General features: G+C 54.8%; 14 protein-coding genes. 3 read left to right on the forward strand and 11 right to left on the reverse strand.

The window, feature by feature from the left end; translation table 11 throughout:
- Positions 1–3 precede the first annotated feature (3 nt).
- The 8 genes from era to rpoE all read right to left on the reverse strand — a co-directional run bounded on the left by era (position 4) and on the right by rpoE (position 7,454).
- Positions 4–909 carry a GTPase Era gene (gene era / locus AB2B48_RS12300; RefSeq protein ID WP_220438331.1) on the reverse strand — a complete coding sequence of 302 codons (906 nt, stop codon included), beginning with the start codon at positions 907–909 and terminating at the stop codon, positions 4–6.
- Positions 906–1,586: a ribonuclease III gene (gene rnc, locus AB2B48_RS12305; RefSeq protein ID WP_015963393.1), complete on the reverse strand. Its 681-nt coding sequence runs from the start codon at positions 1,584–1,586 to the stop codon at positions 906–908. Before rnc ends, era begins: the two co-directional genes overlap by 4 nt.
- A gap of 220 nt (positions 1,587–1,806) precedes the next feature.
- On the reverse strand, positions 1,807–2,781 hold the full coding sequence (lepB, locus tag AB2B48_RS12310; protein WP_185670084.1) for a signal peptidase I: 975 nt from the start codon (positions 2,779–2,781) through the stop codon (positions 1,807–1,809).
- A 16-nt stretch (positions 2,782–2,797) separates the two neighbouring features.
- Positions 2,798–4,597 (reverse strand): translation elongation factor 4, encoded by a 1,800-nt coding sequence (lepA, locus tag AB2B48_RS12315; protein WP_333012933.1) that lies wholly within the window; start codon positions 4,595–4,597, stop codon positions 2,798–2,800.
- Between the two features lie 173 nt (positions 4,598–4,770).
- On the reverse strand, positions 4,771–5,247 hold the full coding sequence (gene rseC / locus AB2B48_RS12320) for a SoxR-reducing system protein RseC (RefSeq protein ID WP_368301886.1): 477 nt from the start codon (positions 5,245–5,247) through the stop codon (positions 4,771–4,773).
- Positions 5,244–6,197, reverse strand: coding sequence for a sigma-E factor regulatory protein RseB (gene rseB / locus AB2B48_RS12325; RefSeq protein WP_185670081.1), 954 nt, complete (start codon positions 6,195–6,197; stop codon positions 5,244–5,246). The genes rseC and rseB overlap by 4 nt, the downstream gene beginning before the upstream one ends.
- A complete protein-coding gene (gene rseA / locus AB2B48_RS12330) occupies positions 6,197–6,847 on the reverse strand; it encodes an anti-sigma-E factor RseA (protein ID WP_185670080.1) in 651 nt (216 codons plus the stop codon). Before rseA ends, rseB begins: the two co-directional genes overlap by 1 nt.
- 31 nt (positions 6,848–6,878) lie before the next feature.
- Positions 6,879–7,454, reverse strand: a complete 576-nt coding sequence (rpoE, locus tag AB2B48_RS12335) for an RNA polymerase sigma factor RpoE (protein ID WP_035893821.1) — start codon at positions 7,452–7,454, stop codon at positions 6,879–6,881.
- A 416-nt stretch (positions 7,455–7,870) separates the two neighbouring features.
- Between rpoE and nadB the strand changes: the two genes are divergently transcribed.
- A complete protein-coding gene (gene nadB, locus AB2B48_RS12340) occupies positions 7,871–9,490 on the forward strand; it encodes an L-aspartate oxidase (protein ID WP_333499607.1) in 1,620 nt (539 codons plus the stop codon).
- Here nadB and trmN read toward each other — a convergent pair.
- Entirely contained in the window at positions 9,475–10,212 is a 738-nt protein-coding gene (gene trmN / locus AB2B48_RS12345) for a tRNA(1)(Val) (adenine(37)-N(6))-methyltransferase TrmN (protein WP_220438347.1), read from the reverse strand. The genes nadB and trmN overlap by 16 nt on opposite strands.
- A gap of 132 nt (positions 10,213–10,344) precedes the next feature.
- Here trmN and srmB point away from each other — a divergent pair, with 132 nt between their 5' ends.
- Positions 10,345–11,679, forward strand: a complete 1,335-nt coding sequence (gene srmB / locus AB2B48_RS12350) for an ATP-dependent RNA helicase SrmB (protein ID WP_185670079.1) — start codon at positions 10,345–10,347, stop codon at positions 11,677–11,679.
- Here srmB and AB2B48_RS12355 read toward each other — a convergent pair.
- A complete protein-coding gene (locus AB2B48_RS12355; protein ID WP_368301887.1) occupies positions 11,666–11,920 on the reverse strand; it encodes a hypothetical protein in 255 nt (84 codons plus the stop codon). The genes srmB and AB2B48_RS12355 overlap by 14 nt on opposite strands.
- A 147-nt stretch (positions 11,921–12,067) precedes the next feature.
- Positions 12,068–12,451 carry an autonomous glycyl radical cofactor GrcA gene (grcA, locus tag AB2B48_RS12360; protein ID WP_185670077.1) on the reverse strand — a complete coding sequence of 128 codons (384 nt, stop codon included), beginning with the start codon at positions 12,449–12,451 and terminating at the stop codon, positions 12,068–12,070.
- Positions 12,452–12,770: 319 nt separating this feature from the next.
- Between grcA and ung the strand changes: the two genes are divergently transcribed.
- Positions 12,771–13,451 carry a uracil-DNA glycosylase gene (gene ung / locus AB2B48_RS12365; RefSeq protein WP_368301888.1) on the forward strand — a complete coding sequence of 227 codons (681 nt, stop codon included), beginning with the start codon at positions 12,771–12,773 and terminating at the stop codon, positions 13,449–13,451.
- Positions 13,452–13,468: the final 17 nt, after the last annotated feature.

Here is a 13,468-nt window from a genome sequence, read left to right on the forward strand (position 1 = left end):
TTCTCAGAGATCGTCGGTATAACCGAGACTACGCAGTGCGCGCTCGTCATCGGCCCAGCCAGATTTCACTTTCACCCACAGTTCCAGGTGAACAGGCGCCTCGAACATCTCCTGCATGTCTTTACGGGCTTCAATACCGATGGTTTTAATCTTGGAACCTTTGTTACCAATCACCATCTTCTTCTGCCCTTCACGCTCAACCAGAATCAGGCCGTTGACGTCATAACCGCCGCGTTCGTTAGAGACGAAGCGTTCGATTTCAACGGTGACCGAGTACGGCAGCTCCGCGCCCAGGAAACGCATCAGTTTTTCACGGATGATTTCAGAGGCCATAAAGCGCTGTGAACGGTCGGTGATGTAGTCTTCCGGGAAGTGGTGAATCGCCTCAGGCAGGTGCTTACGCACGATGCTCGCGATGGTATCCACGTTCAGACCGGTCTCTGCAGACATCGGTACGATATCGAGGAAGTCCATCTGGCTGCCGAGGAACTGCAGGTGTGGCAGCAGATCCGCCTTTTCCTGAACGTTATCCACTTTGTTCACGGCCAGAATCACCGGCGCTTTACCGCCGCGCAGTTTGTTCAGCACCATCTCGTCGTCAGGCGTCCAGCGGGTGCCTTCAACCACGAAAATGATCAGCTCAACGTCACCGATGGAACTGCTCGCCGCTTTGTTCATCAGGCGGTTGATCGCACGCTTCTCTTCCATGTGCAGACCCGGGGTATCAACGTAGATAGCCTGGTACGCGCCTTCGGTATGAATACCGACGATACGGTGACGCGTAGTCTGCGCTTTACGGGAAGTGATGGAGATCTTCTGCCCCAGCAGTTCGTTCAGCAGCGTGGATTTGCCGACGTTCGGACGACCGACGATGGCAACAAATCCGCAGTAAGTTTTTTCTTCGCTCATTCCAGCTCCAGCTTTTTCAACGCCTGTTCGGCGGCAGCCTGTTCCGCCTTGCGACGACTGGAACCTGTGCCGACCACCGGTTCACTCAGGCCGCTAACCTGGCAGTGGATAGTAAATTCTTGATCGTGTGCTTCACCGCGCACCTGAACCACCAGATAAGACGGCAGCGGCAGGTGACGACCCTGCAGATATTCCTGCAGACGCGTTTTCGGATCTTTTTGCTTATCGCCTGGGCTGATTTCATCCAGACGCGTCTGGTACCAGGAGAGGATCAGCTTCTCAACGTTCTGAATATCGCTGTCGAGGAACACCCCGCCAATCAGCGCTTCAACCGTATCAGCGAGAATAGATTCCCGACGGAAGCCGCCGCTCTTCAGTTCACCCGGCCCTAAGCGCAGGCATTCACCCAGCTCAAATTCACGGGCGATTTCCGCCAGCGTATTGCCGCGAACCAGCGTCGCACGCATACGGCTCATATCGCCTTCATCCACGCGTGGGAAGCGGTGATAGAGCGCATTCGCGATCACATAGCTTAAAATTGAATCGCCCAGAAATTCTAAGCGCTCGTTGTGCTTGCTGCTGGCACTGCGGTGCGTTAATGCCTGTTGCAACAGTTCCTGATGAACAAAAGTGTAGCCCAGCTTCCGTTGAAGCCGATTAATTACGATGGGGTTCATGCGATACCAAATAAATAAATGCGTCAAAAATGCAGCACACGAAACAGACCTGAAGGAAACCAATGCGGTTTCGTGTGCCGTGTCCCAGATAAGAGACATCCGAAACTTCGGGGGGATATTCTATACGCAACGACAAGGGATGTCGTTAGTTTGAATGGATTAAAACACGAAATAATTCACGTGGCGGCTATTCAGCCGCCACGTGAAGTCAGACTAAGAATTAATGGATCCCACCGATGCGGCTTAAGCGCACGCCGGTTGGCCATTGACCCTCTTGTTTTTCGAAGCTCATCCAGATAGCGGTAGCTTTACCGACCAGGTTCGCTTCCGGCACAAAGCCCCAGTAACGGCTGTCCGCGCTGTTGTCGCGGTTGTCACCCATCATGAAGTAGTGGCCCGGTGGGACGATCCAGGTTGCCAGCGGCAAACCTGACTGGTGGTAATACATGCCGACCTGATCCTGCGCGATGGGTACGGTCAGGATACGGTGATTAACATCACCCAGCGTCTCCTGGCGCTGCGTCAGGCGTACGCCGTCGGCTTTGCTTTCACCCTGCGGCATCTCAAAGAAACCACTGGTCGCTTCACCGCCGTTGCTGCGGGAGAAGGTCTGGACGAAATCGCTCGGTTCAACGTTGGAGTAAGTGACCGGCAGCGCGCTACCGCACGCCTGACCAGAGCTGCATCCTGGCTGAATGGTCACCTGTTTGGCAATCGGATCGTAAGTAACTTTATCCCCTGGCAGACCCACAGCACGCTTAATGTAATCAAGACGCGGGTCTTCCGGGTATTTAAACACCACGATGTCGCCACGTTTCGGATGGCCGGTTTCAATTAACGTTTTCTGGTAAATCGGATCTTTAATCCCGTAGGCGAATTTTTCCACCAGGATAAAGTCGCCGATCAGCAGCGTTGGCATCATCGAACCAGACGGGATCTGGAACGGTTCATAGATAAATGAACGTACGATCAGCACGATGGCGAGCACCGGGAAGACCGACGCGCCGGTTTCCAGCCAGCCCGGTTTCGGGCCCACTTTCTTCAGCGTCTTTTTATCCAGCGCTTCGCCGGTGGCAACCTGCGCTGCCGCCTGGCGTTCCCGCCGCTTGGGCGCGAAGATAAACTTATCAACGCACCACAACAGGCCCGTGACCAGTGTGGCAATCACCAGAATCAGGGCAAACATGTTCGCCATGCCAACTCCTTAGAGATTATTTATTGTCTTTACCGACATGCAGAATGGCGAGGAAGGCTTCCTGCGGCAGCTCGACGTTACCGATCTGCTTCATTCGCTTTTTACCCTCTTTCTGTTTTTGCAGCAGCTTTTTCTTACGGCTGATATCGCCGCCGTAGCATTTTGCCAGAACGTTTTTACGCAGCTGCTTGACGGTTGAACGCGCGATAATGTGCGTGCCGATAGCCGCCTGAATCGCAATATCAAACTGCTGACGAGGGATCAGATCTTTCATCTTCTCAACCAGGTCACGGCCGCGGCTCTGCGAGTTATCGCGGTGGGTGATCAGCGCCAGAGCGTCAACGCGTTCGTTGTTGATAAGGACATCAACGCGAACCATGTCAGAGGCCTGGAAGCGTTTGAAGTTGTAGTCCAGCGACGCATAGCCGCGGGAGGTGGACTTCAGACGGTCGAAGAAGTCGAGCACCACTTCCGCCATTGGGATTTCATAGGTCAATGCCACCTGGTTACCGTGGTAAACCATGTTGGTCTGTACGCCACGCTTCTCGATACACAGGGTGATCACGTTGCCGAGATAAGCCTGCGGCAGCAGCATGTGACATTCCGCGATTGGCTCACGCAGTTCGTAGATGTTGTTCAGCGGCGGCAGCTTGGACGGGCTATCAACGTAGATAGTCTCTTTTGCCGTGGTTTCCACTTCATACACTACGGTTGGCGCGGTGGTGATCAGATCCAGATCGTATTCACGTTCCAGACGCTCCTGAATGATCTCCATGTGCAGCAGGCCGAGGAAGCCGCAGCGGAAGCCGAAGCCCAGCGCCGTAGAGCTTTCTGGCTCATAGAACAGGGAAGCATCGTTCAGGCTCAGCTTGCCGAGCGCATCACGGAAGTTTTCGTAGTCATCAGAGCTTACCGGGAACAGACCCGCATAAACCTGAGGTTTTACCTTTTTAAAGCCTGGCAGCGGTTTGTCAGCCGGGTTACGGGACTGGGTCAGGGTATCGCCCACCGGTGCGCCGAGGATGTCTTTAATGGCGCAAACCAGCCAGCCTACCTCGCCGCATTTCAGCTCGGTACGGTCAACCTGTTTCGGCGTGAAGATGCCCAGACGGTCGGCGTTGTAGACCTGACCGGTACTCATCACCTTAATTTTGTCGCCCTTACGCATGGTGCCGTTTTTAATACGCACCAGCGAGACCACGCCCAGGTAGTTATCGAACCAGGAGTCGATAATCAGCGCCTGCAGCGGGCCTTCCGGATCGCCTTCCGGCGGCGGAATGTCGCGCACCAGACGTTCCAGCACGTCGGTCACGCCCACGCCGGTTTTCGCCGAGCAGCGTACCGCGTCGGTGGCATCGATGCCGACGATATCTTCAATCTCTTCCGCTACGCGCTCTGGATCGGCAGCTGGCAGGTCGATTTTATTCAGAACCGGCACCACTTCCAGATCCATTTCCATGGCGGTATAGCAGTTCGCCAGCGTCTGCGCTTCTACGCCCTGTCCGGCGTCAACCACCAGCAGTGCGCCTTCACAGGCGGCGAGTGAACGGGAAACTTCATAAGAAAAGTCGACGTGGCCTGGGGTGTCGATAAAGTTCAGCTGATAGGTTTCCCCGTTGGCTGATTTAAAGTCCAGCGTCACGCTCTGCGCTTTGATGGTAATACCACGTTCGCGTTCCAGATCCATTGAATCCAGAACCTGGGCTTCCATTTCGCGGTCGGAAAGGCCACCACAAATCTGAATAATGCGGTCAGACAGCGTCGATTTACCGTGGTCGATATGTGCAATGATGGAGAAGTTACGTATATTCTTCATATATTAAAATATTTATGCCTTACGGATACTTTGAGGCCGCGGTACGGAGCCTGACATTATTGTCGTTCGAAAACGCCGCATTCTACACTACAACCGCGTAACCAGGAAATGCTCTTCCCGCAAGCATAGCGCTTCCTGCGAGAAGCGTTCCAAAAATAATAAAGCCAGCGTAATCACTGGCTCATTTCGGTTGAGGATGCGGTGCGAATCAGGTCGGGTGGAAGCCCCACGCTGATGATGATGGGCTGCCAGGTTTCTTTCGCGGCGAGCCGAGGCGAGAGGCCTTTGGCAATCAAGAACCCGCCCACGCCGCCGAGCACTGCGCCGCACAGCGCCGCAATGTCGGTGCCGAACAGCACCTGAAACAGCGCCGCGACCACAAACAACCCCAGCAGCGGTGACATGTAGACCAGCATCGCAGAACCGAGCAGACTGCCTTCGGTGATCCCCAGTTCGACCTTTTGCCCGGCCACCAGCGGCTCAGCACTAGGCACGGAAATCGTGTGGGTCGTCTGCGGCCCTAGCTTGTTCAGTACGCGGCTACCACAGCCCGCACGTGATGCGCAGCTATTGCAGGAGGCTTTTACGTCGCAGCTAACCTGCGCAATACCGTTATGCCAGCCGACAACGGTGGCCCACTCTTTAATCATTGCGCACCCTTGAATTGAATACCGTCAGCAACCCGCTTCGCCGTCGGAGGCGGAAGCTCGCCAACAATCGTGATGTCGGCCTGGTTACGGATGGTCGTGGTGACCGTACGGCGACCGGTACGCAGCATCTGCTCGCTGCTGTTGGCCGTCGCGCGGCTGATGTTCACGGAGAAGCTAAACAGGCCGTCGGAATAGAGACGGGATTCAACCGGACTATCGACGCTTGGCAGCGTACGGCGGCTGCTGGAGACCTCTTTAAACCCCTGCGGCAACCAGCTTGCTGACCAGTTAAAGGTAGCGCTGGTGCCCGTTGGCAAGGAGAGCTGCGGCGGCAGGTTGGCTTTCGCCAGCCCCTGCATGCTGGTGCTGACCTGGTCGCCCGTAGAGAACGAGACCACCCGGAATTGCTCGAGGGTTTCACCGTCACGGTCGAGGAGGTCTACGCGCATTGGCAGCTTGCTTTCAGAATCCATCCACACGATATAGCTATAGCGCGTACCGTCACGCGCCACGACGCGAATCACATCGCACATGCGGTCGGCAATACGCGTACGGCCTACGGAGATAAAGTCATAGTAAGGCGCAAGGCGTTTAAAATCGGTATAAACCAGGGAAGGCAGCGAGTCGACGATGTAGTCGCCGTTCAGCGTGAAGGGATCGAGCCCCGGCTCAAAGTAGCTGATTTCACTGCCGCGCTGGACCACTTCGCGGCGCGGGCCGTCCATCTGCAGCAGTTCCGCCAGCGGTTGCCCGTTAAGGCGCACGTGACGATAGCGCAGTGATTCGACGCCTGATTTATTAATGCTGACGAACGACAGCTCGTAGTTGAGTGACTGGCTGGCCAGATTCATCTCCTGCAACAACGCCCCGGACGATACATCAGCCGAGGCGTTGGCGGTGAAGAACAGGCTACCAGCCACAAGGGACATGGCACACCAAAGTTGCTTCATTACTGCGATTGCGTTCCTAGAGTTTGATAGCCTGGCACTTGAACAGCCGCTTGCTGGGTTTGTGCCTGCTCAAACTGAAGCTGTTCTGAATGCAAGCGACGCTGCAATTCGTAGTCCTGCAGCATAGCGTTAATGCGACGGCGCTGTTCCTGAACCTGTTGCGGCCCGGTGCTGCCTGCCGACGCGTCCGAAGGAACCCCCAGACTAACCGGACTGGCTTTACCCATCATCGGCAGCGTGTTGAATACCGGTGATTCAGGTTGGGAGGATTCCGGTTGCCCATTATAGTGCTGAACGCCGACAATAACAGCAAGCGATACGCAAGCTGCGACGCCCATCTGGGTAAGCGAACTGGCCCATGGACGAACCTTGCTCCAGAATGGCATCTTCTGCCATTGATGCGGTGCTGGCTGGGCTTCAGGAATAAGCGGCGCTGTCTTAAGACGAACCGGCTCATTTTCGATGGCGGCCATTACGCGAGAGGAAATATCGAAGTGAAGCACGTCACCGGTATCGCCGCGAAGCGAATCGCGGATCAGGTGATAGCTTGACCAGGTTTCCTGTAACTCTGCCGAGCGCGTCAACTCTGTCAGCAGCTCGTTATCCAGCGTTTCACCATCCATTAAGGCGGAAAGTTGTTCTTTCTGCATGCCTAATACCTTTTCCAGTATCCCGCTTCCATCAACGCCTGATAAGCGGTTGAACTTTATTATCGATAGCTTCTCGCGCACGGAAGATACGTGAACGAACCGTACCAACCGGACAATCCATGATGGCCGCTATCTCTTCATAGCTTAGGCCATCGAGCTCCCGCAAGGTAATTGCCATGCGTAAATCTTCCGGAAGCGCATCAATGGTACGAAAAACTATCTGTCTCAGTTCTTCTGACAACATTAAGTTCTCAGGGTTCGAAATTTCTTTCAAAGCGCCACCGCTTTCAAAGTTTTCGGCATCGTTCGCGTCAACATCACTGGACGGCGGGCGACGACCCTGAGCAACCAGATAATTTTTAGCCGTGTTGACCGCAATGCGGTACAGCCACGTATAGAAAGCACTATCTCCCCGGAAAGAATCCAGCGCGCGATAGGCCTTAATAAAAGACTCTTGCACCACATCCGGCACGTCGCCAGAGGGCACATAGCGGGAAACCAGGCTCGCAACCTTATGCTGATAGCGCACTACCAGTAGGTTAAAAGCTTTCTGATCTCCTTTCTGGACCCGTTCAACCAGGACCTGGTCCGTTAACTGCTCGCTCATCCGAGGTAATGTCTCCCCAAACCTTATTCCCATGCGTAATCAGAATGCCACTCCACCACTGCATTATGAGCAAGCAGAGACTTAGAGTGTTCGAATTTCGTAAAGTTCCGTTACGCTTTGTTTTTTGTTTAGCTCAGACCGTTCATTGTCTATCATTATAAGTCTGCTGATGCCTACCAATACGTAAGTTGCGAAATAAAAACGCAAATCCCGAGCAGAGTAACGTAACCCGGCTTTTATTTCATCATAAATACGTCTTAAAACTCATAGCGTTCCTCTTATTTTTCATTCTCCCACCCCCTCCTTTTCCCCATCAAATGTTTAGTCATTACAACCATAGCGCAAAAAAACCCTGCCCATGTCGCTTTTATAGTGCTACTCTCCGCTTACCGTGTTTAGTAAATTAAACAAAGATGATGAACTCACTTCCAGAACTTTCTTGTGATGTACTGATTATCGGTAGCGGCGCAGCGGGTCTGTCGTTGGCGCTCCGTCTGGCAGAGCACAGTTCGGTTATCGTGCTGAGCAAAGGGCCGATTAGCGAAGGTTCTACCTTCTATGCCCAGGGTGGTATTGCCGCCGTCTTCGATGAGACCGACAGCATTGAATCGCATATCGATGATACGTTGATTGCCGGTGCCGGAATTTGCGATCGCCAGGCCGTGTCGTTTGTTGCCAGCAATGCCAAACACTGCGTGCAGTGGCTTATCGATCAGGGCGTGCTGTTTGACACCCAGGTACAGGCAAACGGGGAAGAAAGTTATCATCTGACACGCGAAGGTGGGCACAGCCATCGCCGTATTCTGCATGCTGCCGATGCTACCGGGCGCGAAGTCGAAAACACCCTGGTCAGCAAAGCCATTAACCACCCCAACATCCGCATTCTGGAGCGCAGCAACGCCGTTGACTTAATCATCTCAGATAAAGTTGGCCTGCCCGGCACCCGCCGTGTGGTTGGCGCCTGGATTTGGGATCGTAATAAAGAGAAGGTTGAAACCTGTGCGGCAAAATCCGTCGTGCTGGCCACCGGCGGTGCTTCAAAGGTCTATCAGTACACCACTAACCCGGATATCTCCTCCGGTGACGGTATCGCCATGGCCTGGCGTGCGGGCTGCCGCGTGGCAAACCTCGAGTTCAATCAGTTCCACCCTACCGCGCTGTACCACCCTCAGGCGCGTAACTTCCTGCTGACCGAAGCGTTACGCGGTGAAGGCGCACACCTGAAGCGCCCGGACGGCAGCCGCTTTATGCTGGACTTTGACGAACGTGCCGAGCTGGCACCGCGTGATATCGTCGCACGCGCCATCGACCATGAGATGAAACGCCTTGGCGTTGACTGCATGTATCTCGACATCAGCCATAAACCGGAAGATTTTGTGCGTCAGCACTTCCCGATGATTTATGACAAGTTACTGGGCCTGGGGATAGACCTGACCAAAGAGCCAGTACCGATTGTACCAGCTGCGCACTATACCTGCGGCGGCGTGATGGTTGACGACTACGGTCGTACCGACGTTGATGGGCTCTATGCCATCGGCGAAGTGAGCTATACCGGGCTGCACGGTGCCAACCGCATGGCATCCAACTCGCTGCTGGAGTGCCTGGTATACGGCTGGTCAGCGGCGGAAGATATTCATAAGCGCATGCCGTATGCGCGTCAGGCCGAAAAACTGCCCGCGTGGGATGAGAGCCGCGTGGAAAACTCCGACGAACTGGTGGTGATTCAGCATAACTGGCACGAACTGCGCCTCTTTATGTGGGACTACGTCGGCATTGTGCGCACCACCAAACGGCTGGAGCGCGCGCTGCGCCGTATCACCATGCTGCAGCAGGAATTGGACGAGTACTATTCCCGCTTCCGCGTGTCGAACAACCTGCTGGAGCTGCGTAACCTGGTGCAGGTAGCCGAGCTTATCGTGCGCTGCGCGATGATGCGCAAAGAGAGCCGTGGCCTGCACTACACGCTGGACTACCCGGAGCTGTTAGCCGAATCGGGCCCATCGGTACTCTCTCCGCTGGTTCACATAAATAGATAGAACGCCTGGGTCAGCGCAGTGTAGCCTTCCGAGTACTGCTGCTCTGGCCCACGGATCACCAGCCTGTCGCTAAAGCACTCGCCGCCCTTCGGTGAAAACGCCAATAATACTCGATGCGGCAAGCGCATCTCCGTTTCCGCCACATCGGTGCGCAGGCGCAAATGCCAGCCCATCGATAACGCCTGCTGGGTAAACGTCTGGCCGATATTTTCCGGCAGCACTACGCAGAAGAAACCATCTTCGGTAATCGCGTTCGCCGCGCAGGCCAACAGCGCTTCATGGTCGAGTGAGGTGGTGTAACGCGCCTGCTCACGCTGCGGCGTTGCGCACTCCACCCCCTGCTCATAGTAAGGCGGGTTGCTGACAATCAGGTTATAGCGCGTGGTCAGCCCGGCAACCCACTGCTGAATATCTGCCGTATGTACCTGAATACGTTCCGCCCATGGGGATTCAGCCACGTTTTCACGCGCCTGCTCCGCGGCGTCTTCATCCAGCTCAACGGCGTCGATCGCCACGCTATCATCGGTACGCTGCGCCAGCATCAGCGCGAGTAAACCGCTGCCAGCGCCAATATCGAGGATCCGGGTAACTCTCGCTATGGGTGACCAGGCACCCAGCAAAATACCGTCCGTACCGACCTTCATGGCACAACGATCGTGAGCGACAAAAAACTGCTTAAAGGTAAATCCGTTGCGGCGCAGCGCGGATTTAGAATCAGAGATCATGGTCAACCTTGCCAGGGGAACTGCATAAGCTTTTATTGATATGCACAATACCCGAGAACAGATAGCCATACAAACAGATGAAGATTAGAGCCGTAACGTCTATAATCAGCGCCTCACACAGAGGTAATCATGACTGTAACGACTTTTTCCGAACTTGAACTTGACGAAAGCCTTCTGGAAGCCCTCCAGGATAAAGGCTTTACACGCCCGACTGCCATTCAGGCTGCCGCCATTCCGCCTGCGCTCGATGGACGTGATGTTCTCGGTTCTGCGCCAACCGGCACCGGTAAAACAGCGGCGTATTTGCTGCCTGCGTTGCAGCACCTGCTCGACTTTCCGCGCAAAAAATCTGGCCCGCCGCGCATCCTGATCCTCACGCCTACGCGTGAACTGGCGATGCAGGTCGCCGATCATGCTCGCGAGCTGGCAAAAAACACGCACCTGGATATCGCGACCATCACCGGTGGCGTTGCGTATATGAACCACGCCGAAGTGTTCAGCGAAAACCAGGATATCGTGGTGGCGACGACCGGTCGTCTGCTGCAGTACATTAAAGAAGAAAACTTCGACTGCCGCGCCGTTGAGACGCTGATCCTCGACGAAGCAGACCGTATGCTGGACATGGGCTTCGCCCAGGATATCGAGCATATCGCCGGTGAAACCCGCTGGCGTAAACAGACGCTGCTGTTCTCCGCAACCCTCGAAGGTGAAGCGATTAAAGACTTTGCCGAGCGTCTGCTGGAAGATCCGGTAGAAGTGTCTGCAACACCGTCGACCCGCGAGCGTAAGAAAATTCATCAGTGGTACTATCGCGCCGATAACTTCGAGCACAAGGTTGAGCTGCTGAAACACCTGCTGAAGCAGGAAGATGCCACCCGTACCATCGTGTTTGTGCGTAAGCGCGAGCGTGTGCACGAGCTGGCGGAAATCCTGCGTCAGGCTGGGATCAACAACTGCTATCTCGAAGGCGAGATGCCGCAGATTAAGCGTACCGAAGGCATTAAGCGTCTGACCGACGGCCGCGTCAACGTGCTGGTTGCAACCGACGTTGCTGCGCGCGGGATCGATATTCCCGACGTCAGCCACGTCATCAACTTCGACATGCCGCGCGGCGCAGATACCTACCTGCACCGTATCGGCCGTACCGGCCGTGCCGGTCGTAAAGGGACGGCGATTTCTCTGGTGGAAACGCACGATCACCTGCTGCTGCTGAAAATCGGCCGCTATGTCGAAGAGCCGCTGAAATCTCGCGTCATTGACGAACTGCGTCCGACGACGCGCGCACCTAGCGAAAAAATGACCGGCAAACCGTCGAAGAAAGTGCTCGCTAAACGCGCCGAGAAGAAGAAAGAGAAAGACAAAGAAAAACCGCGTGTGAAGGTCCGTCACCGCGATGCCAAGAACGTTGGCAAACGCCGTAAACCAAGCGGCAGCGCTGCGCCAGAGCAGACTAACGAAGAGTAAAGCAAACGCCGGGATAACCTCCCGGCGTTTTCATATTGGAAGGTAACGAAAGCTGACCATGAAGAAAAAAGAGTTTGTGACTCAGGATCTCCTCAGCAAAACCTACCGGCAGTCGCAGGGCTGATTTATGGCTCTGCGCCCACTCGTGCCGACGGTACATTGCCGGGTGCTGCAGCGCCAGCGCTTCATCTATCACTAGCGCTCTTGCTTCCGTGTTTATGACCTTCTTTGGCGTGGCCATCGCGCTGATCCTCTCCTTGACGCTCACCACCGTTCTGGTAGGTCGTGAAGAAGCAAAATAAAAAAATCCCCCCGCAGGCACCCTGCGGGGGGATTCATCTACTGATATCGGGCTAGCCCGACACGCCACTTTCCCACCCCTGAGAAATTACAGGCTCTCAGTAAAAGTACGCGCAATAACGTCGCGCTGCTGTTCTGGGGTCAGAGAGTTAAAGCGCACGGCATAACCAGACACACGAATGGTCAGCTGTGGGTATTTTTCTGGATGCTCAACTGCGTCCATCAGGGTTTCACGACGCAGCACGTTCACGTTCAGGTGCTGACCGCCTTCAACGCGGACTTCTGGTTTCGCTTCAACCGGGATTTCACGATATTCGATGTCGCCCAGCGCGCTAACGGCAACAACGTCATCTTCTGCGTAACCGCCTTTTGCACACAGGCAGCGTGCTTCGCCTTTCTCGCTGTCGAGCAGCCAGAATGAGTTCAGCAGGTCGTTGTTTGCAGCTTTAGTGATTTGGATACCTGTAATCATTTGATGCCTCCCTAAGGCTCTTTATATTCGTTTTTAACCGGCCTGACCGCGGCCAATTGGTAAAACCATTGTTGCTTGAGTGTATATATACCCCTCAAACACCCCTGATTCTTTGATTTAAATCAACAAAAACCACACCATAAAAAAGGTCATACGGGAAAATACTTGTTTTGCATCAAGTTACGCCCTACGGCACACGCAAAAATCTTTGTAAATATTCAACTTTTTTTAGCCCACCAGCAGCGAGCGCTGCCTTCCGATTTTGTGATGTCGAAAGAAGCAGTTAAGCTATACCGATAGCAATTCGCAGGAGAGCGAGATGACCCCCCCTTTAACCTGGCACGACGTGCTGGCCGCTGAAAAAGAGCAGCCTTATTTTGTGAACACCCTTGCCACCGTCGCCAGCGAGCGTCAGTCCGGCCAGACTATCTATCCGCCGCAAAAAGATGTCTTTAACGCCTTTCGCTTTACCGAGCTAAACGATGTGAAGGTGGTGATCCTCGGGCAGGACCCGTATCACGGCCCTAATCAGGCGCACGGTCTGGCCTTCTCCGTGCAACCAGGAATCGCAACGCCGCCTTCCCTATTGAATATGTACAAAGAGCTTGAAGGAACCATCCCCGGTTTTACCCGCCCGAATCACGGCTATCTTGAGAGCTGGGCGCGCCAGGGCGTGCTGCTGCTCAACACCGTGCTGACCGTTCGCGCAGGACAGGCGCACTCGCACGCCAGCCTCGGCTGGGAAACCTTTACCGATAAAGTGATCGCGCTGATTAATGAGCATCGCGAAGGCGTGGTGTTCTTATTATGGGGATCGCACGCGCAGAAAAAAGGCGCCATTATCGATACTCAGCGCCACTGCGTGCTGAAAGCACCGCACCCTTCGCCGCTCTCCGCGCATCGCGGGTTCTTTGGCAGCAACCATTTTGTGAAGGCGAATGAGTGGTTGCAGCAGCGCGGTGAAGCGCCGATTGACTGGATGCCGGTGCTGCCGGAATAGTTCGGAGGTTTTCCCGG

It is taken from the genome of Kluyvera sichuanensis, from assembly GCF_040930405.1.
Classification (GTDB): Bacteria; Pseudomonadota; Gammaproteobacteria; order Enterobacterales; family Enterobacteriaceae; genus Kluyvera; species Kluyvera sichuanensis.